General features: G+C 38.3%; 15 protein-coding genes and 1 pseudogene. 11 read left to right on the top strand and 5 right to left on the bottom strand.

Annotation, left to right across the window (positions count from 1 at the left end):
• Window positions 1-64: 64 nt before the first annotated feature.
• Window positions 65-862 (top strand): endonuclease/exonuclease/phosphatase family protein, encoded by a 798-nt coding sequence (locus JOC76_RS01355; RefSeq protein WP_205175457.1) that lies wholly within the window; start codon window positions 65-67, stop codon window positions 860-862.
• A 140-nt stretch (window positions 863-1,002) separates the two neighbouring features.
• Here the strand turns inward: JOC76_RS01355 and JOC76_RS01350 are convergent, their stop codons facing one another.
• Together JOC76_RS01350 and JOC76_RS01345 are read right to left on the bottom strand one after the other, a co-directional pair.
• Complete coding sequence (locus JOC76_RS01350; RefSeq protein WP_205175455.1) at window positions 1,003-1,428, bottom strand: VOC family protein; 426 nt, start codon at window positions 1,426-1,428, stop codon at window positions 1,003-1,005.
• Window positions 1,429-1,622: 194 nt separating this feature from the next.
• Window positions 1,623-2,153, bottom strand: a complete 531-nt coding sequence (locus tag JOC76_RS01345) for a DinB family protein (protein WP_205175453.1) — start codon at window positions 2,151-2,153, stop codon at window positions 1,623-1,625.
• Between the two features lie 181 nt (window positions 2,154-2,334).
• On the opposite strand from JOC76_RS01345, the gene JOC76_RS01340 reads away from it, so the two are divergent.
• From JOC76_RS01340 to JOC76_RS01295, 10 genes and pseudogenes are all read left to right on the top strand, one after another.
• A complete protein-coding gene (locus JOC76_RS01340; protein ID WP_205175451.1) occupies window positions 2,335-2,823 on the top strand; it encodes a hypothetical protein in 489 nt (162 codons plus the stop codon).
• Between the two features lie 184 nt (window positions 2,824-3,007).
• Window positions 3,008-3,841 (top strand): BglG family transcription antiterminator LicT, encoded by an 834-nt coding sequence (gene licT / locus JOC76_RS01335; protein ID WP_205175449.1) that lies wholly within the window; start codon window positions 3,008-3,010, stop codon window positions 3,839-3,841.
• A 358-nt stretch (window positions 3,842-4,199) separates the two neighbouring features.
• Window positions 4,200-6,065: a beta-glucoside-specific PTS transporter subunit IIABC gene (locus tag JOC76_RS01330; RefSeq protein ID WP_205175447.1), complete on the top strand. Its 1,866-nt coding sequence runs from the start codon at window positions 4,200-4,202 to the stop codon at window positions 6,063-6,065.
• 102 nt (window positions 6,066-6,167) lie between these two features.
• Window positions 6,168-7,604, top strand: a complete 1,437-nt coding sequence (locus tag JOC76_RS01325) for a glycoside hydrolase family 1 protein (protein ID WP_205175445.1) — start codon at window positions 6,168-6,170, stop codon at window positions 7,602-7,604.
• A gap of 295 nt (window positions 7,605-7,899) precedes the next feature.
• A pseudogene (locus JOC76_RS01320) lies at window positions 7,900-9,071 on the top strand (IS256 family transposase).
• A 410-nt stretch (window positions 9,072-9,481) separates the two neighbouring features.
• Window positions 9,482-10,894 (top strand): glycoside hydrolase family 1 protein, encoded by a 1,413-nt coding sequence (locus JOC76_RS01315; RefSeq protein WP_205175443.1) that lies wholly within the window; start codon window positions 9,482-9,484, stop codon window positions 10,892-10,894.
• A gap of 108 nt (window positions 10,895-11,002) precedes the next feature.
• Window positions 11,003-12,232: an SWIM zinc finger family protein gene (locus JOC76_RS01310; RefSeq protein WP_205175441.1), complete on the top strand. Its 1,230-nt coding sequence runs from the start codon at window positions 11,003-11,005 to the stop codon at window positions 12,230-12,232.
• Window positions 12,195-12,665 carry a hypothetical protein gene (locus JOC76_RS01305; protein WP_205175440.1) on the top strand — a complete coding sequence of 157 codons (471 nt, stop codon included), beginning with the start codon at window positions 12,195-12,197 and terminating at the stop codon, window positions 12,663-12,665. Before JOC76_RS01310 ends, JOC76_RS01305 begins: the two co-directional genes overlap by 38 nt.
• A 283-nt stretch (window positions 12,666-12,948) precedes the next feature.
• Window positions 12,949-13,941 carry an L-glyceraldehyde 3-phosphate reductase gene (gene mgrA, locus JOC76_RS01300; protein ID WP_205175439.1) on the top strand — a complete coding sequence of 331 codons (993 nt, stop codon included), beginning with the start codon at window positions 12,949-12,951 and terminating at the stop codon, window positions 13,939-13,941.
• Between the two features lie 189 nt (window positions 13,942-14,130).
• Complete coding sequence (locus tag JOC76_RS01295) at window positions 14,131-14,523, top strand: globin domain-containing protein (protein WP_372441886.1); 393 nt, start codon at window positions 14,131-14,133, stop codon at window positions 14,521-14,523.
• A gap of 321 nt (window positions 14,524-14,844) precedes the next feature.
• Here the strand turns inward: JOC76_RS01295 and JOC76_RS01290 are convergent, their stop codons facing one another.
• From JOC76_RS01290 to JOC76_RS01280, 3 genes are all read right to left on the bottom strand, one after another.
• Complete coding sequence (locus tag JOC76_RS01290) at window positions 14,845-16,143, bottom strand: ABC transporter substrate-binding protein (protein WP_205175437.1); 1,299 nt, start codon at window positions 16,141-16,143, stop codon at window positions 14,845-14,847.
• Between the two features lie 78 nt (window positions 16,144-16,221).
• On the bottom strand, window positions 16,222-17,049 hold the full coding sequence (locus JOC76_RS01285; protein WP_205175436.1) for a carbohydrate ABC transporter permease: 828 nt from the start codon (window positions 17,047-17,049) through the stop codon (window positions 16,222-16,224).
• Window positions 17,049-18,008 (bottom strand): carbohydrate ABC transporter permease, encoded by a 960-nt coding sequence (locus JOC76_RS01280; protein WP_205175435.1) that lies wholly within the window; start codon window positions 18,006-18,008, stop codon window positions 17,049-17,051. Before JOC76_RS01280 ends, JOC76_RS01285 begins: the two co-directional genes overlap by 1 nt.
• Between the last annotated feature and the right edge of the window lie 123 nt (window positions 18,009-18,131).

Below are 18,131 nucleotides of genomic sequence, written 5' to 3'. Positions count from 1 at the left end.
TTGATTTTACCCGTTAGCTGAGTATGGTAAAATACGGGTTAAACGACATCGGGGTGTGGTGAATATGAAGCTTTTAACATTAAATTGTCATTCTTGGAAAGAGGAACATCAACTTGATAAGATTGTACATCTAGCAAAAACGATTAGCGGAAACTCGTATGATGTAATTGCATTGCAAGAGGTTAGTCAAGCAATCGCGGAAGAGTATGTGGATGGGAAAGTAAAAAAGAACAATTATGGCTATGTACTTCTGCAGGAACTAAAAAAACTCGGTAACGAAGAATATTCGTTTGTGTGGGATGTAACCCACTATGTTAATAATGGAACTTATGAAGAAGGGATCGCCCTCTTAACTAAGCATCCGGTTCTCAAACAGCACTCCTTTTATGTCTCGCAAAGCGAGGATTATGCTGGTAACTGGAAGACAAGAAGAACTGTAGGAGCGACAATCCTTTATGAGGATAAACCTTACACCTTCTATTCTTGTCATATGGGATGGTGGCATGATGAGGAGGAGCCCTTTAAAGTACAGGTGGACAAGTTACTGAAAGAAATGAATTGGGATGAACAATTCTTTCTTATGGGGGATTTTAACAATGATGCTGCTCTCAAGGGTGAGGGATATGAATATTTACTAAGTCACGGTCTTTATGACACCTACCATTTGGCTAAGGAAAAGGATGAAGGTACTACAGTTAAGGGAAAAATTAAAGGCTGGAACGATAATGAGAATGACCTGCGAATCGATCTAATCTTAAGTAATAAGCCAGTTGAGACATATTTTTCAAATGTAATCTTTAACAATACTAATAAACTGATTGTATCCGACCATTTTGGAGTAGAAGTAAAGGTTCATTTATAACGGCCATAATTTTATTCTTTATAAAAAATGAAAAACCGGCTTTGCGGCATGAATTACATGCTGCAAAGCCGGTTTTCTATTGTATTATTCCTTTATGTATATGTCTTAAGCTGAATGAAACGTTTCGGAAAGTGTTGGAATTATTGTCTGCCCTCAGTAAAGATTTGAAAGTTGACACCGAATTTATCCGTTACAGATCCGTAAGCTGGACTGAAAAAGGTTTCTTGAAGCGGCATGCCTACTTGCCCGCCATCCTGTAAAGCATCAAAGAACTTGCGTGCCTGTTCAGCATCATTCGTAGAAAGACAAAGAGTTACCTGATTTCCGCTCTGATGTGGTGTACCAGGGAAGTTATCAGAAAACATTACTTCTGTCTCACCAACCTTAATGGTTGCGTGACTAACAAGGTCTTTTGCATCTGCAGGTAGAGGGAATTCTGGATTTTCCGGCATCTCTCCAAACGATTGGCTAAAGAGAACCTGAGCATCTAAAGCCTTTTGATAAAATTGAATTGCTTCCTTTGCATTGCCATCCATTACTAAATAAGGGATCAAACGTAATGACATAATCTCCATCTCCTTAGGTTAGTTCTATTTCGATAACTGGAAACAAGGAATGCTTCAAGAATTTTTGCTTGAACAACAAATCCATGAATCCCATTTCCTATTATTACCGATATTTCAATTATAAAACAAAGAACAAATGTTCGCAATTAAAAAGGAAACCAAAATGGAGGTTTCCCCTATAACTTGATGCCAAATCATTTAATGGTGCCTGTCACCAAATAGCGCTCATTTATTATTTTGAGGTGGTGGAGTGCGTGACCTGCGATGATGTAGGCAATGGCACGGGTGGTGATTTCTGTGTTGTTTGCGAATCCTATTTTCTCCCATGCGTTTTCTGGCAAATTGTTAATTAGGGTGATGGTAGCATTGCGTACGGCGGTGAAGTCTTCTAAAAGCTTTTTAATAGGAAGTCCATCAAAATTAGATTCTGCAATATAGTCGTTCTCATTAAAGCCCGCAAGTGGTGTTTTATCGCCACGGCCAACTCGAAGCAGACGGTAGCTCATAATTCTTTCCGTGTCAGCCATATGACCAAGGACTTCTTTGATACTCCATTTTCCTGTGGCGTAACGGTACAGTCCCTTTTCTTCAGATAATCCTTCGAATAGTGCAGTTGTTTTCTCAAAATTATCTTTTAAAATTTCTAGCAAGTCGCCTTCTGGAACTAACTTTACATACGGAACATAATATTCCGGAAATTCATTTGCTTCTGGTCGTAGAATCATTTTATTCGCCTCCTATTAATGATTATAAATTTTGAAAAATTAAATCGCTACCTATCTGTCTCAAAGAACACAATTAAAACAATTTCGAAACTTCTATTGAATATAGGATTTATTTTCCAAGATAGTAAATAATACCACTAAGTATTGTGCATATTAAAAATAAAAAAAGGAATGGCGATTGATGAAATATAATAAATGGATATTACTAGTGATGATGCTGGTCCCATGGCTGTCATTACCAATGTTAGGAAAAAGAAACTTCAAACGCTATTTACCTGGGGCCTTTTTTATCATCGTTTGGATTTCTGTCGAAAGCATAGTGGCTAAAAGGAGAGCTTGGTGGAGATTTTACGAAAAACTAATTCCTAATGTAATGGGAGAATTGCCTCTCCTATTTGGTCCTTTTTTTATAGGATCGATTTGGATATTAAAATTTACCTTTGGTAAATTCTTTCGCTATCTTCTTGTGAATTTAGTCATGGACGTTTTATTTAGTTATCCAGGAATGTACGTGTTAAAAAGAATGGGGATCGCCTCGCTCGTTCGTTTAAAGCATTACCAAATGGCTATTCTCTTTATGGCCAAATCGGTCCTTATGTACGTGGTCCAAATGATTGCTGAGAAAGTCCGAAAAAAACCAAAATCACTAATTAAAAGACTACTTCCATAAAAAGATGGGGTCTATTTTCCTATCCTGTGTAGGTTAAATATTGATTGTCTGTATAATTGGTGATAGAATTTTAGTTAAATTTATAGGATTGTAACTGTTAAATCAGGCAAAACCTAAGACTAATGTTATTGACGTTAGTTTTAGGTTTTATTTTTTAGAAAAATAACATTCAAAGGTGATTGACATGAAAATCGCAAAAGTAATTAATAACAATGTTATCAGTGTGATCGATCCCAACAATAAAGAACTTGTCGTTATGGGCAGGGGGATTGCGTTTCAAAAAAGACCTGGTGATCTTGTAGACGAATCAAAGATTGAGAAGATTTTTAAATTAGACAATAAGGATGTCTCGGAAAAATTTAAAACGCTTCTGTATGATGTTCCCATGGAATACATGGATATTTCTGAACAGATTATTTCATATGCGAAGGAAAAACTGGGGAAAAAATTAAATGACAGCATATATGTATCGTTAACGGACCATATCACCTTCGCGATTGAGAGAAACCAAAAGGGCTTAACCATCTCTAATCCATTGCTCTGGGAAATCAAAAGAATTTATTCGGATGAATATGAAATCGGTTTAAAGGCGTTAAAGATGATAGAAGAGGCGCTTGGAATTTCGCTTCCTGAGGATGAGTCGGGATTTATTGCCATGCATATTGTCAATGCTGAGCTGAATGAAGAAATGCCAAACGTTGTTAATATGACCAGATTAATTCAAGATATTTTGAATATTGTTAAATATCATTTCAAAATAGAGCTTGATGAGGAATCATTAAACTATTTCCGTTTTCTTACCCATCTCAAGTTCTTTGCGCAGCGGTTGTATACGGAAACTACCCACAAAAGCGGGGATGACTTTCTCTATGAGATGGTAAAAGAGAAACAAAAAGAAGCTTTTGCATGTGTGGAGAAAATTCGCGATTTTATCAAAAAAACACATAACCATGAACTAACAAAAGAAGAGATGGCCTATCTTACGATTCATATTGAACGTGTAGTGAATAGATCCTAAATTATTTGAAAGAAAGCGTTGACTTATATTGAAAGCGTGTGCTATTATAAATTCACAAATTAATATTCATTTAATAGGATTGTTACTGATCAAGCAGGCAAAACCTAAATTGTATTGTCATATAACTATGATTGTTTATGGCATTCAATTTAGGTTTTTTTTATTCCTAAATGGAAGTTTTGTAAGGACTGACTAGCTCTTACAAGTGACTTCGGCAGTTTTACTAGTTTAATATTTTTAACACAGGATTGTTACTGGTAATGCAGGCAAAACCTGAGGAACAAAGGGAGGACCATAGTGCCAAGTCCATCTCTTGTTACTCAGGTTATTTTTTTACAAAAAATCAGGAGGAAAAATCATGGACTACAAAAAAACAGCTATAAGCATTGTAGAACTTGTTGGTGGTGAAGGTAATGTTCAGAACGTTATTCACTGTATGACAAGATTACGTTTCAATTTACATGATCAAAGCAAAGTTGATCGTAAAAGTTTAGAAAAGGTTCCAGGAATCATGGGGACGAATGTCAGCGGTGACCAATTTCAAATTATTATCGGAAACGATGTTCCAAAAGTATATAACGCTATTTTAGATAACAGCTCACTTAAGGCAGACAGCACTAATAAGAAATCTCAAAAAAGCAAAAACCCAATAAATGCAATTTTTGATGTAATTTCAGGTGTGTTTACACCCATCTTGCCAGCGATTGCTGGTGCGGGTATGATCAAAGGGATTCTCGCGATTGCCCTAACGTTTCACTGGCTGTCAAATACGAGCCAAGTTTACACTATCTTAAATGCGATTGGTGATGGTGCATTTTACTTCTTGCCAATCTTGCTGGCAGTAAGTGCAGCTAGAAAGTTTGGCAGTAATATTTATGTGGCAGCGGCCATAGGAGCAGCGCTGTTACATCCAAATATTACAGCATTATTAAGTGCAGGTAAGCCGGTTCACTTCCTTGGTCTACCTGTAACGGCAGTTACCTATTCTTCCACTGTTATCCCGATCTTACTTGCCATCTGGATTGCAGCCTATGTAGAAAAATGGGTTGACCGAATTATTCCTAGCATGTTCAAACTAATCTTTGTTCCAACATTAACATTATTGATTGTGGTCCCAGTTACTTTAATTGCTGTTGGTCCATTAGGTTCGATTATCGGAAACTGGCTATCTGCAGGAGTAGGAGCATTATTCGATCACGCAGGACTATTTGCAGGAGCCCTATTAGGTGGTACATGGTCCTTAATCATTATGACAGGTATGCACTATGCGTTTTTACCAATTGCCATGAACAATATTGCCACTAAAGGTTATGATGTTATTATGCCTTCGATGTTTATGGCCAACATGGGACAAGCGGGAGCAACATTTGCAGTATCATTACGCTCTAAAAACAAATCTTTTAAATCTTTAGCAATGACAACAAGCTTAACGGCTGTTATGGGTGTTACCGAGCCGGCTATGTACGGTGTCAACATGCGCTTAAAGAAACCATTTATTGGTGGTCTTATCGGTGGTGCCGTTGGGGGAGCTTACTACAGTGCCCTTGGCGTAAAATACTTTATCCTTGGTGGTAATGCCGGTTTACCAGGATTAGCTTCTTTTGTCGGTGATACATTTGTCTGGGCAGCTTTAGGTTTCCCAATTGCTTTTGCAGCTGGTGCAGTTGCAGCCTTTATTATGGGCTTTGAGGATGTAGAAAGTGAAGAGGATCAAAATACATCACCAGAAACTGAAACAACTCCAGTTGACACTAAGTCTGAATTAGTAGTAGCAGCAGAAAAAGTCTTCAGCCCACTAAAAGGCGAAGTAAGAGCATTAAGTGAAGTCAATGACCCAACGTTTTCAACTGAAATCATGGGTAAGGGGCTAGCAATCCAGCCGCAAGAAGGAAAGGTTGTATCTCCTGTTATTGGAAAAGTAACCACTATTTTTAAAACAAAACATGCTATTGGTATTACTAGTGATAATGGAGCTGAAATCTTAATCCATGTTGGTTTAGATACTGTTAAATTAGAAGGAAAACACTTCACCGCACATGTGAAAAACGGTGATTTGGTGGAAGTGGGTCAAACACTTGTAACGTTCGATATGGATGCCATCAAGGCAGAAGGATATGACTTAATTACCCCTGTCATTATTACCAATACGGACCGTTATCAATTAATTGAACCGATTAAGCAAGGGAAAATCAACACTCGTGAAGCTTTCCTAGCATTACAGTAATTCCAAGCCAGGGGAAATCCAAATTCCCCTGACTTGCTACATAATATTTAGTTTAAAAACTAACTCTAACCAATGGAGTTATAAAAATTAATGAGGTGTCTGATGATGAATCGTAAATTTCCAGAAGGTTTTCTATGGGGTGGAGCAACCGCTGCTAATCAATTAGAAGGAGCATATCAAGAAGGCGGTAAAGGTTTAAACCTAGCTGACGTGCTTCCTGGTGGAAAAGTTCGTTTAGAACTTCTTATGAAACCTGGTTTCAATTATGAGATTGACGAAAGTAAGTATCACTATCCAAACCATGAAGGTATTGATTTTTACCATCGCTATAAAGAAGATATTGCTCTTTTTGCAGAAATGGGTTTTAAGGTATACCGTATGTCGATTGCTTGGTCACGTATTTTCCCAAGAGGAGACGAAGAAACTCCTAATGAGGAAGGCTTAGCTTTTTACGACCGCGTATTTGATGAGTTACACAAACATGGGATTGAACCAGTAGTGACTATTTCTCACTATGAAACACCGTTACACCTTATTAAAGAATATGGTGCTTGGAAAAATCGAAAATTGATTGGCTTTTTTGAGCGCTATGTAAGAACCATTTTTGATCGATATAAAAATAAAGTAAAGTACTGGATGACATTTAACGAAATTAATGGAGCAACACATTTCCCACTTTTCGGCTTAGGTTTTTCTGCATCAAGCGAAGAAGCTCGTTTACAAGAAAGTTTCCAAGGATTGCATCATCAATTTGTAGCTAGTGCCTTAGCTGTTAAAATTGGACACGAAATCATTCCTGGTTCACAAATTGGATGTATGCTTGTTTATGCACCAGTTTATGCTTTCGATAGCAACCCTGAAAATGTCATGTATGCTCTAAAAGAGGAACAAATTTTCAACTATTATTGTGGAGATGTTCAGGTTCGTGGTGAATATCCTGCATTTGCCAAACGTTATTTTGAGGAAAATGGGATTAAATTAGACATTCAAGATGGAGACTTGGAGATCATTAAAGAAGGTACGGTTGATTATATCGGATTTAGTTATTACATGTCCCGCACTGAAAGAAAAGAAAAAACGAATGAAGAAAGTGCATCCGGTAACATTATCGGCGGTGTGAAAAATCCATTCCTTAAAGCTAGTGACTGGGGCTGGGAGATTGACCCAGAAGGTCTTCGTATCTCATTAAACAAACTCTATGACCGTTATCAAGTACCTTTATTTATTGTAGAAAATGGTCTAGGGGCTAAAGATACAGTGGAAGCAGATGGCTCCGTCAATGATGATTATCGTATTGATTATTTAAGAGACCATATTAAAGCGATGGCTGAAGCGATTGAAGATGGTGTTAACCTGATGGGATACACTCCTTGGGGCTGTATCGACCTAGTGAGTGCCTCTACTGGTGAAATGTCTAAACGTTACGGATTTATTTATGTTGATAGACACGATGACGGCAGCGGTACATTAGAACGCAGCAAGAAAAAGTCTTTCTACTGGTATAAAGATGTTATTGCTACGAATGGCGAACAGCTTTAATACTGAAGCTTGCCGGTAAGCCATGATGGCTTCCGGTTTTCTTTTTTATAAAAAGTGGTTGGCTGGTTCATAACGCTAAAAGGAATTAAAGTTAGTTATCTTCTGTTGACGAAGGGCTCATAACTCCCAAAGACCAGGGATAACGGGAAGTTCGGTAGATAAGAAGGGTTCAAAACCCCCGAAAGCCATGAAGTGAGGATAGAGTCCGTATAATTGTGTAAAAAGAAAAGGAGTCAAATTAATTCCTCTAGTCAACAATGTTAACAGCGACGAAAACATGAGGAGGAAATTAATTATGACTCAAATTCAGTTTAACCTAAATATTGAGGATTTAAAAGACTACGTAATGAATTCGGATTTAAACGCTGTTGTTAAAGCTTCCGTAGTTCTAGTTTTAAATTCAGTTATGGAAAAAGAACGTGATGACTACTTACAGGCTGGGACTTACGAACGTACATCGGATCGTCGTGACTACCGAAACGGTTACTATGAACGGGAGTTACTATTGAGTATCGGTAAAATTCCTTGAAAGTGCCTCGTACGCGAAATGGAGAATTTTCACCAACTATATTTGAAAAATATTCCCGGTGTGACCAAGCCTTTGCCCTTTCCATGCTTGAAATGGTTGTAAATGGGGTGTCTACTCGTAAGGTAAAAAATATTGTGGAACAATTATGTGGGGAGAACGTCTCAAAATCTTTTGTTTCTTCTCTAACAGAGAAGCTTGATCCAATTGTTAATACATGGGCTAATAGGTCTCTTAACACAACATATTATCCATATATTTATGCTGATGCCATGTACATCAAAGTCAGGGAACATCACCGTGTGGTGTCTAAGGCTGTTTATATTGCCACGGCGATTAATGAACAGAATGGCCGGGAAATCTTAGGTTTAAAGGTAGATCACACGGAGAGCTATGAAGCCTGGCAGAGATTTTTTCAATACTTACAATCACGTGGTCTCCAATCACCTAAATTAATCATATCAGATTCACATAAGGGCTTAAAAAAGGCTATTGCGGAAGAATTTGTAGGGACTACTTGGCAACGCTGCACGGTACATTTTAGACGCAATATCTTTAGTCAATTGCCTAAAAAAGACATGGAAGATGTGAAAATAGGCTTAAAGAGAATATTTGATGCTGTAAAAGTTGAAGATGCTAGGAAATTCAAAGAAGAGTTTTTAAAGAGTTTTGGAGAAAATCCAAAACTGGAAAAGGCTATAGAAACATTAGAAAATGGCTTCGAAGATGCCATTCAATACCTCAACCAACCTTCTAAATATCGCCTATTTATTCGTAGTACAAATTCGTTAGAACGATTAAATCAAGAGGTTAGGAGAAGGGAACAAGTTATACGAATTTTCCCCAATACACAATCAGCGTTCAGATTGATTGGAGCAGTATTGATGGATATTGCAGAAGAACTAGCAAATAAAAGATTATTACCTGTAGGAAATGAGTAAACACACATGTTCGTTAGGTCCCGATTGGAATCAAATTATCTCAATTTTGAAATACTTAAGAAAGTAGTTTTAGGGTGTGGTGGATGGCCTAATTTCGAATTGACATTGAGCCTCTGCGGGCATGATGTAAAGCCAGGAAGCCAGGAGTTTAACAACCCCTGGCTTGCCCTCCAGGCTATCATGCCCGCCACTCAATGTTAATTCGAAATATGTGAAGTCCACTTATCATAATTTTATGTAAGCCTAAGTTTCATTGTTGACAATTTTTACACAATTTACTGGACTTGACTGAAGTGAGTAGGTTCGGTAGATAAAGAAGGGTTCATAACCCCTGAAGACCAAGAATAAAGAGAATCTCGGTCAATAAAGACCAATTCTGAAAAAACAATTTGAAACTGGAGGAACTTTACATGAAACACTCTAAACTTAAACCATTCTCAAAGGACTTTTTCTGGGGCGGTTCCACATCAGCATATCAAATCGAAGGGGCCTGGAATGAAGATGGAAAAGGTCCATCTGTCATCGATATGGCGAAATACCCAGAAGGCACTACCGATTTTAAAGTTGCCAGCGACCATTATCATCATTACAAAGAAGACATTGCGCTATTAGCCGAAATGGGATATAAAGCCTATCGCTTCTCAATTGCTTGGACAAGACTCTATCCGAATGGTTCTGGAGAACTGAATCAAAAAGGAATCGAGTTTTATAATAATTTAATCAATGAAATCGTTGCACATGGGATCGAACCGATTGTGACGATGTACCATTTTGACTTGCCATATGCCCTACAGCAAAAAGGCGGCTGGTCAAACCGCGAAACCATTGATGCCTTTGAAGTTTATGCCCAAACCTTATTTGAAAACTTCGGTGACCGGGTAAACTATTGGTTAACTATTAACGAACAAAATATGATGATCCTGCATGGTGATGCGATTGGTACCGTTGACCCTAACTTAGAAAATCCTAAAAAGGAATTGTATCAGCAAAACCACCACATGCTCGTGGCGCAGGCAAAAGCGATGAATTTGTGCCATCAAATGCTGCCAAATGCAAAAATTGGTCCGGCACCGAACATTGTCTCCATCTATCCAGCAAGCTCTAAGCCGGAAGATATTATGGCTGCTCAAAATTATTCAGCGATTCGTAACTGGCTTTACTTAGATATGGCTGTATTTGGCCGTTATAATACAACTGCTTGGAACTACTTTGAAGAAAAAGGCTATGTTCCAACCATTCTTGATGGTGATATGGAAGTTTTAGCAAGTGCGAAGCCTGACTTTATTGCTTTTAACTATTATACTTCCCAAACGGTTGCGGCAAGTGAAGGAGACGGTACAGATGTTGGTCACACAGGAGACCAGCATATCACGATTGGAGAGCAAGGTGTTTATAAAGGTGCAACCAATCCGAACCTGAAAAAGAATGAGTTTGGCTGGGAGATTGACCCGGTTGGTTTTAGAAACACATTAAGAGAAATCTATGATCGCTATAACCTTCCATTGATTGTTACAGAAAATGGATTAGGTGCATTCGATAAGCTCGAGGAAGGTGATGTGGTAAACGATCCTTATCGCATTGATTTCTTACGAAAGCATATTGAGCAAATGCAATTAGCGATTACCGATGGTGTCGAGGTATTTGGATTCTGCCCATGGTCAGCCATTGACCTTATTAGTACGCATCAAGGTTGCAGCAAGCGTTATGGTTTTATCTTTGTGAACCGCGAAGAGTTTGATTTGAAAGACTTACGCCGTATCCGTAAGCAAAGCTTTTATTGGTATAAAGAGCTTATTGCTACAAATGGTGAGAAATTAGAATAAGTTTAGCAAGAGTTTGTCCTGAGTGTGGACAAGCTCTTTTTGTCTTAGAAGACTTAAGAAGATTGAAAATGATAGAATAGTAATTAATTTATCTCTTGGGGTGAGCGTATGAAATTAACTAATTTTGAGCAGTGGATGGATGATAAAATTCTCGAGCGCGGCCTAGCTTATTTAAAAAAAGGGAAAGTCCTAAATCTTACTACTTCAGACGAAATTCATTATAAAGCCCTAGTAGATGGCTCGGAAGTGTATCATGTTGACATATATCTAAATGATGAAGTTGTAGTCAATGCTTATTGTGATTGTCCTTATGACTTGAACGAATATTGTAAGCACAAAGCAGCTGTTCTATATGCGTTAAGAGAGAAAAAGCCTGAAAAGGAAGGAGTAACAACCATCGTGAAACCAGAGGAGAAGGGTGTTAGGTCCATCCTGCTAAATCAAACCAAGGAAAATCTAATTAAGATTATTCTTGATGTAATAGAGGAATTTCCAGATATCGAAAAACGATTGATGTTTCAATTTAGCTCTGATGAAGAGGAAATCACTTCAGCTAAAAAGCTGATTCAAGAATATATTAATAGAGCTAAACACAGAGGATTTATTGATTGGCGCCATTTGGGTCAAGCATTACAAGGAGCTGAAATGACTTTGCAAAAGGCGCGTAACAAACTAGAAATGGGTAATTCACAAAGTGCTGTATTGTTATCTCTTACGGTCTTATCGCCCGTCGTTAAAATGCTTCAGCATTCGGATGACTCAGATGGCTCTGCCGGAGGTATCATCAATTGGGCTTTAAGACTAATGGACGAAGCTGTTATAGCGAGTTTAGACTTTTTTTCTGAACAAGATCAAAAGAAGCTTTTTGAAGCTATTTTAAAAGAAGCACAAAAAACTCTTTATAATGACTGGAGCGATTGGCGCTACGACCTTTTAAGGATTTGTACTCATTTTTTAAATCAAAAAGAATTAAGAAAGAAATTAGAAAAGCAATTAGATACCCTTTTAGAGAAGGCAGGAACCTCTTGGAATGCTAAATATGATCATAAAGAAGTGAAACTGCTGCAGCTTGACATTATCGAAAAATGTGAAGGATTGGAAGCTGCCAAGCAGTTTATTTATGAAAATATCAATATTAGTGAGTTCCGTAAAAAGGCCATTGCTTTGGAGTTCCAATTGGAAGAGTATAAAAAGGTTGTCCAGCTTTGTATAGAGGGGGAGGCAGTAGATAAAGACTATCGCGGTCTTGTGAAAGATTGGAAGGAATACCGCTATAAGGCTTATGAAATGCTTGGTGAGGTTGAAGAGCAGACAATTAGCGAAAGAACTTTTATTTAAAGGTGAATTTATATACTATCAAGAGCTAAAAAAACTGTATTCTTCAGGTGAATGGGAAACGGTTTTGAAAGAAATATTGATCGAATTTGGAAGGCAAAAGTACCAGCCGTCTGCTTATGTTTCCATCTTAATTCAGGAAAATTTGACAGCAGAGCTTTTGCGCTATTGTCAGGATAATATTCTGACGATAACCGAGTATTATCCGTATTTAATGAAGGATTACCTAAAAGAAGTAAACGATTTGTTTATTCAATATATTATGGCATCTGCCGATGAAGCGACGGATCGAAAAAAATATCGTAAAGTGTGTGCTTTAATCAAGACCTATAAAAAGGCATGTGGGACGATCCATTCTCATCAGCTTATTACAGAGCTAAGAGAAAGACATAAAAGAAGACCGGCATTTTTGGAAGAATTGGAGAGAATTAGATAAAGGGGAAAAATGATTTCATTTGCAAAGGACTATTGCATCCAAGAGTCGGTCAAGGTTTCTTTGATAGAAGATTTGAAGGACAAAATGGACCTGAGGAACGAGGAAAGTGTCCTTCAATAAGGGGATGAAGGACAAAATGCCGCCCGAGAACGTTTAAAGTGTCCTTCATCAAACAAATCAAGGACACAAATCCCCCCCATCAAATCAATTAAAGTGAAAAATAAACCAAATTTTATTATAATATTGGAAGGGTTTACATAGAGAGAAGAGAGAGGGGATTACTATGGTTTATCAGGCTGATGACAATCGTTATGAAACTATGAAATACAATCGTACTGGGCGTTCAGGTTTATTGCTTCCGGCAGTTTCCTTAGGTCTATGGCATAACTTTGGCGGCATTAATACATACGAAAATGGCAGGGATATGCTAAGAAGAGCCTTTGATTTGGGAATTACCCATTTCGATTTGGCCAATAACTATGGTCCACCTAAAGGATCTGCTGAAGAAATGTTTGGACGTATGTTAAAAACGGATTTTGCTCCATTTCGCGATGAAATGGTTATTTCCACAAAAGCCGGCTATACTATGTGGCCAGGTCCATATGGAGATTGGGGTTCTAGAAAGTATCTAATCTCAAGCTTAGATCAAAGTCTTAAACGAATGGGACTCGATTATGTGGATATTTTTTACTCACACCGTCCAGATCCAAATACTCCAATAGAAGAAACCATGATGGCGTTAGATTCTATTGTCCGTCAAGGAAAAGCGCTCTATGTCGGAATTTCTAGATACAGTGCGGAACAAACTGCAGAAGCAATTAAAATCTTGAACCAGCTTGGTACACCACTATTAATCCATCAGCCTAAATACTCAATGTTTTACAGAGAGATTGAGGATGGTCTTCAAGATGTGCTACAAGAAAATGGTGTTGGATCAATTGCCTTTAGTCCGTTGGCACAAGGCTTGTTAACAAATAAATACTTAACTGGAATTCCAGCAGACTCCCGGGCAGCTAGTTCAACAGGATTCTTAAAGAAGGAACATGTCACCCCTGAAGTAATTGAACAGGTTCAAAAATTAAACGAAATGGCGTCCGAGCGTGGTCAAAGCTTATCACAGATGGCCCTTTCATGGGTACTACGCGGTGGAAAAGTAACATCCGTTCTAATTGGGGCGAGCAAAGTGAGTCAAATCGAGGAAAATGTTGCCGCTTTGGAAAACCTTGAATTTACTGACGAAGAATTAGCTCGAATTGAGGATATTCTTCATAGCTAAAAGAACTGCCAGCCGCTGCGAGGCGCTGGCAATTTTTTCGATGATAAGAAAGAATAAAATTGACTTCGAGAATTGTCTAGCTCCAGCGCTTTTCTTTCCTTAAAGTAGTGATTTATATCACAAAACTCCATCCCTTTTTTCTTTATTATTAATTATATTGGGGAAATATAAAAGTGGATGGTGAGAAACTTGGATAACAACTTTAAATCACTTTATAGTGAAATTGGCGGGCAGGAAACGATTGATAAGCTAGTAGAAGCCTTTTACCCAAGAGTTTATGCGGATCCCGTCTTGGCACCATTATTTCAAGGTGACATGGAAGAAATTAAAAGAAAACAGCGTATGTTCTTGCCGCAATTTTTAGGAGGACCTGCCCTATATAGTCAGGAATTCGGGCCGCCAGCCATGAGAGCACGGCATCTGCCTTTTGAAGTAACACCTACAAGAGCAAAGCATTGGCTACAATGTATGAAAGAAGCTTTTCATGAAATCAGGCTCGATCGGAACCCAGCAGGACAAGCTTTTTATGAACGATTAACACAAGTGGCCGGTATTATGGTGAACACTCCGGACAGCGAATAAAATAAACAAAGGCTCTTCTCATTATGAGAAGAGCCTTTATTCTAAAATAGGAAAGTATAAATTTCGACTTTGAGAATTGTCCAGCTCCAAGCGCCATCGGCTCGAGGTCACAAGCTTATCCAGTTGCGGCTCCTTGGGACTCAAGGCATAAGCCACCCCCTGAAGAAGGCAAAAAACGCCTTCTTACATGGTGCGTCTTATGCCTCCGTCCCAAAACAAAAACAGTCGCCTCCACATTTAGATCAATCCGTCCAAAAGGTTAAAGAACAACTTTTCGGCCGGCTCGTCTTGTCGCCGAAATCTAAGCGCCTTGCGCTTTTCTTATTTCTTCAACTTAGCCCATGTTGCATCAAGTGCTTTCATGGCCTCTGCTTTCGATTTTTGGCCGCCAACATATGCTTGTAATGTAGCACCAAATTCTTGTCCAGCGCCATCAGGATACTTCATGAACTGCCAAGAGTAAGTCTTACCATCTTTCGAGTACTTTTGAAGGTCTGCGCCTAGTGGGCCAATATCTTCAGCTTTTGCTTCAATCGTTTTGAATGCTGGAACATATTTAAAGTCTTTCACAAGTGCGGTTTTACCTTCGTCAGATGTGACCATCCAGTTTAAGAAATCTTTTGCGGCCTTTTTGTCTGCTTCTGGTGCTTTGTTATAAACTACCCAGTTCGTTGGAACGTCCACCATTAGTTTATCTGCTTGAGCTGCATCGTCTGTAAGTGCTAGTGGAATAAAGCCCACTTCCATACCAGGATTTAATTTATCTAACATCGGCTGAATCCAGTTACCTTGTTGAATCATTGCTGTCTCACCATTAGCAAATTGAGTGACTTCTGTATTGTAGTCAGTTGTTAATGGATTTTTGTTACCATACTTAACGGTTAGGTCAACAAGCTTAAAATAGTCTTCAAAGTATTTGTTGCCAGCAATTTTTGAGGTCCCCTTATTTAACCCATCAATGAAATTCGGTTCATCTGCTTCTTCGTAAGCGAATGGCACGTTAAGACCATGGTTTGCTAATACCCACCATTCCGCATAACCGACTGAGAATGGAGTGATACCGGCAGCTTTTAACTTTTTCGCTGCCGCTTCTAACTCGGAGTAGGTTTTAGGCAGCTCCGTAATTCCTGCTTTTTTAAATAATTGCTTGTTATATGCAAAACCGTAACCTTCCATATTAACGGGTTGGCCATAGATTTTTCCATCCATTGTCATTGGTTTTAAGGCATCTTCATATGCATCCTTTACCCAAGGCTGATCTGATAAATCTTCTAATTTATCTTTCCAAGTAATCGCTTCTTGATAACCGCCGTTTCCAAAGATATCAGGAGCTTTATTGGAGGCGAATTTTGCTTTAAGGGCTGCAGCACCATCAGCACCGCCTCCGACTGATTCGATATTAAACGTAACGTTTGGGTGTTCTTTTGTATATTTATCTGTTAACGCTTTCAGTTGGTCTGCAATTTCAACTTTTCCGTTGAAGATATCAACTACTACTTTCCCATCTTTGCTGCCACTATCCTTTTTTGTACCGGATGCACTATCGCTGTTACCGCATGCACCTAAAAGAAGTGAAGCCGATAAAATCCCCGCTGCGATTGAATATTTTTTAAATGCCATTTTTGTTTGCCCTCCTGATATTATCTATTTAATTTATATATCTCCCTGCTGTCAAATATAGGACAGCAGGGGCCAATCTTACTTAATAGAACCGCTAGTGATTCCTTTGATAATGTGTTTCTGCATCGAAAAGAAGAATATTAACAAAGGAATAATTCCTAGAACGAGTGCTGCTAATGCTAAATCCCATTGCTTTGTATACTGTCCAAAGAAGAAGAAGGTAGCTAAAGGAATGGTTCGATATTCAGGATTTTGAAGAACTAATGATGGTAATAAATAGTCATTCCAAATCCATAAGCTGTTGAGAATAACGATTGTTACCGTGATAGGCTTCAATAATGGAAAGACAATTCTCCAAAACACTCCTAGTCTAGAACATCCGTCAATGATGGCTGCTTCTTCTAGTTCTACTGGAATCCCCTTAATAAAACCGTGATATAAGAAGATGGTCATTCCTGAACCAAACCCTAGGTACATAATGACAAGTCCCCAGATGCTGTTCAATAATCCAAAATTTCCTGCCGTTTTAATCAGCGGGATCATGAGGGATTGAAAGGGTATAATCATCGCGGCAACAAAGATCATAAAGATGATATTGCTGATTCTTTTTTTTGTTCGAACAAGCATATAAGCCGCCATTGAACAAAAGATAATCAGAACAATATTACTTAATACCGTAATAATTAAGGAATTAGAAAATACTTTTAGGTAGTCCAATTTTTCAAAAGCATTAATATAGTTATCAAGCATAAATACTTTTGGTAATGCAGATGTATTTGATAGTATCTCAGCGAACGGTTTCAAGGAGTTTGATAGCAAATAATAAAATGGAACTAAAAAGACTAGACCCAGCAGGATAGCAAATATCTCCAGGACAAAAGTTTTACTTGTATACCTGTTACCCATTAGGATTCAACCTCCCTTTTCTTCGAAATCGTTACTTGGAGGACGGTAATCGCTGCAACTACGATAAAGAAGATTAAGGCCTTTGCTTCACCGATACCGTAGCGGTTGTTAACGAAAGCTTCAGTATAAATATTTAGTGCTAACATCTCAGTTGATTTAAATGGACCGCCGCCAGTTAATGATAGATTGGCGTCGAAGATTTTAAATGATGAAGCTGTAGTTAAGAATAAACAAATTGTCACAGCCGGTGCAACTAGCGGCATGGTAATGTGTCGAAGAATTTGCCAGCGATTCGCTCCGTCGATTTTGGCTGCTTCAATCAATTCTTGGGGAACATTTTGTAATGCTGCAATATAGATGATCATTATGTAGCCGGCTCCCTGCCAGACACTGACGATCACAATTCCCCAAAATGCCGTATTAGCATCCCCTAACCATGGTAATTGGAAAAATGGAATATGTGTTAATTGCCCAAGTGAAGAGAAACCCTTTACAAAAATAAACTGCCAGATAAAGCCTAATAAAAGACCGCCAACCATATTTGGCATAAAGAAAACGGTCCGGAGGATGTTCCTTGTTTTAAACATTTGTGTAACGAGTATGGCCAATCCAAAACCAATGACATTTGTTAAAATAATCGCCACAACGGTATATTTGGTGGTTAGGATAAAGGAATCCTGAAATTGTTGGTCCTCTGTAAACAGGTATTTAAAATTATCAAGACCAACCCATTTGATGTCTCCTGTGATACCATTCCAATCGGTAAAGGCGTAATAAATACCCGTAAAGAAAGGGATTAGGACAATAACTGTAAATGCCAACAACACGGGACCGACAAATAGAGCAAATAATCCTGCATCCTTGAGCTTCTTCCTTTTATTTAAAGAAGCTGACTCTGAAATCCTGATACTAGTTTTGCCAGATAAAGTTGAACTTTTTAATTCACTTTGATGATTCACTGACTGCACCTCCTATAATGTGATTCTAGGGGTTCTTTGAAAAATATGAAACGGCTTACATTGACCAGTAGGGTGGAAAATATTGAACATGGCATTTTTTTAGATTAATGTAGACACCCTGTA

It is taken from the genome of Neobacillus cucumis, from assembly GCF_016908975.1.
Lineage (GTDB): Bacteria > Bacillota > Bacilli > Bacillales > Cytobacillaceae > Neobacillus > Neobacillus cucumis.
Note: the sequence above shows the minus strand (reverse complement) of the source record. Positions and strands in the feature narration are given on the sequence as shown.

What these genes read in the sequence shown, in the direction of transcription:
- JOC76_RS01350 (WP_205175455.1), bottom strand. Translation starts at nt 1,428, where the DNA reads ATGTCATTACGTTTGATCCCTTATTTAGTAATGGATGGCAATGCAAAG.
- JOC76_RS01330 (WP_205175447.1), top strand. Translation starts at nt 4,200, where the DNA reads ATGGACTACAAAAAAACAGCTATAAGCATTGTAGAACTTGTTGGTGGT.
- JOC76_RS01340 (WP_205175451.1), top strand. Translation starts at nt 2,335, where the DNA reads ATGAAATATAATAAATGGATATTACTAGTGATGATGCTGGTCCCATGG.
- JOC76_RS01310 (WP_205175441.1), top strand. Translation starts at nt 11,003, where the DNA reads ATGAAATTAACTAATTTTGAGCAGTGGATGGATGATAAAATTCTCGAG.
- JOC76_RS01325 (WP_205175445.1), top strand. Translation starts at nt 6,168, where the DNA reads ATGATGAATCGTAAATTTCCAGAAGGTTTTCTATGGGGTGGAGCAACC.
- JOC76_RS01290 (WP_205175437.1), bottom strand. Translation starts at nt 16,143, where the DNA reads ATGGCATTTAAAAAATATTCAATCGCAGCGGGGATTTTATCGGCTTCA.
- JOC76_RS01345 (WP_205175453.1), bottom strand. Translation starts at nt 2,153, where the DNA reads ATGATTCTACGACCAGAAGCAAATGAATTTCCGGAATATTATGTTCCG.
- licT (WP_205175449.1), top strand. Translation starts at nt 3,008, where the DNA reads ATGAAAATCGCAAAAGTAATTAATAACAATGTTATCAGTGTGATCGAT.
- JOC76_RS01355 (WP_205175457.1), top strand. Translation starts at nt 65, where the DNA reads ATGAAGCTTTTAACATTAAATTGTCATTCTTGGAAAGAGGAACATCAA.
- JOC76_RS01285 (WP_205175436.1), bottom strand. Translation starts at nt 17,049, where the DNA reads ATGGGTAACAGGTATACAAGTAAAACTTTTGTCCTGGAGATATTTGCT.
- mgrA (WP_205175439.1), top strand. Translation starts at nt 12,949, where the DNA reads ATGGTTTATCAGGCTGATGACAATCGTTATGAAACTATGAAATACAAT.
- JOC76_RS01315 (WP_205175443.1), top strand. Translation starts at nt 9,482, where the DNA reads ATGAAACACTCTAAACTTAAACCATTCTCAAAGGACTTTTTCTGGGGC.